Here is a 2,026-nt window from a genome sequence, read left to right as displayed (position 1 = left end):
GTGTGCCGGCGCGCAGGCCTCGTTGCTGGGCTCCCCCGCGTAGCAACGCCGTGAGCCGGGCGGAGCGGGCGGTGACGAGCACCCCGACCCCCACCGGTGCGCCGATCTTGTGACCGGCGAGGCTCATCGCGACGAGCCCGACCCCGCTGTCCGCCTCTCCTCGAAGGCCTCGGAACGACAAGGGCACGTGGCCGAGCGCAGCGACCGCGTCGAGGTGGAGGGGAACTCCGGCACCGGCGGACCCTGCCGCAAGCGACCGTGCGTCGTTGATCGTCCCGGCCTCGTTGTTCGCCACCAGGGCCGTGGCGAGGGCAGCTCCGGGAAGAGCCTCGGCGAAGCGCTCCGGGACGATGCGCGCCGAGGGCGAGACCGGCACCTGTCGCACCTCCGCCCCCTCATCGAGGAGCGCTGCGACGGTGTCCGTGGTCGCGTGGTGCTCGGCGTCGGGCATCACGATCGCCGACGTCCCCGTGGGCCGGGCGCGCCACAAACCCTGCAACGCCAGGTTGATCGATTCGGTGCCGCCTGAGGTGAACACGATCTCGATCGGGTCGGCCTCCAGCACCGCCGCCACGCGCTCACGGGACTCCTCGAGAAGCCGTCGTGCGTCCTGGCCGGCGCCATGAGTCGAGGAGGCGTTGCCCACCGTCTCCGACGCTGCCAGCCACGCCTCACGCGCTTCGGGGCGCAGGGGCGTGGTCGCCGCGTGGTCGAGATAGTGCCGCATCCTTCGATTCTCTCGCGAAACCGTCGGGAGAGGGCCTTCGCGCCTGGGACCGGGTCCTCCTTGTCATGAGACGGCAACACATCACGCCTAATGTGTACTCATGCCCGCGTCCCGAGACCTCACCGCGCCCGGCGGCCCCGTCCTCGACAACCTCGGCGTCCGTCTGCACGACGGTGTCGGCACACTGCGTGTCTGGTCGCAGAACGCCTCATCCGTCGAACTGGTCGTCTTCGACGCGACCGATCTCGACTGGGCGACCGATCAAGTGGCGCTCGAGCGGCTGCCAGGGGGGATCTGGGAAGTCACGACGGAGATGCTCCAGCCGGGGGTTCGCTACGCGATCCGCGTCAGCGGCCCACACGGCCCGGGCAACACCTTCAACCCGGAGACCCTGCTGCTGGACCCCTACGCTCGCGGCCTCGCGCAAGGAGACGGGTACGAGGAATGGCGCTCGGTCGTCATCGTCGACGGTTTCGACTGGGGCGACTCGCAGAAGCCGCGCGTGCCCCTGGACCGCACCGTGATCTACGAAGGTCACGTCAAGGGGCTCACGAAGCGTCACCCGGACGTCCCACCCGCGCTGCACGGCACCTACGCCGGTCTCGCGCACCCCGCGATGATCGAGTACTTCCACGAGCTGGGCATCACTTCGATCGAGCTGCTGCCTGTGCACGCCTTCGTGCCGGAACCACGACTCCTCGAACGCGGACTCACGAACTACTGGGGCTACAACACCCTGAACTTCTTCACTCCGCACACCGCCTACGCGACGGAGGAGGCTCGGAAGGCGGGCCCCGAAGCCGTACTGGCCGAGTTCAAGGGCATGGTGCGGCTGCTGCACGAGGCGGGGCTCGAAGTGATCCTCGACGTCGTGTACAACCACACCTCGGAGGAGGGTATCGGCGGCCCCAGATCGAGCCTGCGGGGCATCGACAACGCGAGCTACTACCGTCAGGACGAGTCCGGGATCTACATCGACACCACGGGCTGCGGCAACACCCTCAACACATCGACCGCTGCGGGCGCGAGACTCGTGCTGGACTCGCTGCGCTACTGGGCGCAGGAGATGCAGATCGACGGGTTCCGCTTCGACCTCGCCACCGCCATCGCGCGAGACGAGACGCACGCCTACTCGCCGGAGCACCCGCTCCTCGCCGCCATCGCGGATGATCCCGTCCTCGCAGACGCCAAGCTCATCGCCGAACCGTGGGATGTGGGCCTCGGTGGCTGGCAGACGGGGAACTTCCCCGCCGGCTGGCATGAATGGAACGACCGCTATCGCGACAGGGTGCGCAACTT

Annotated in this window: 2 protein-coding genes; one reads left to right on the top strand and one right to left on the bottom strand. The window is 68.7% G+C overall.

Annotated elements, in window-relative coordinates:
- Positions 1–727, bottom strand: a 727-nt coding sequence (locus DSP71_RS20560) for a cysteine desulfurase family protein (protein ID WP_113681931.1), incomplete at its 3' end; no start/stop codon positions are given.
- A gap of 100 nt (positions 728–827) precedes the next feature.
- On the opposite strand from DSP71_RS20560, the gene DSP71_RS24445 reads away from it, so the two are divergent.
- On the top strand, positions 828–2,026 hold a 1,199-nt coding region (locus DSP71_RS24445; protein ID WP_258546584.1), incomplete at its 3' end, for an alpha-amylase family glycosyl hydrolase.

It is taken from the genome of Microbacterium sp. H6, assembly GCF_003314775.1.
Taxonomy (GTDB): domain Bacteria; phylum Actinomycetota; class Actinomycetes; order Actinomycetales; family Microbacteriaceae; genus Microbacterium; species Microbacterium oxydans.
Note: the sequence above shows the minus strand (reverse complement) of the source record. Positions and strands in the feature narration are given on the sequence as shown.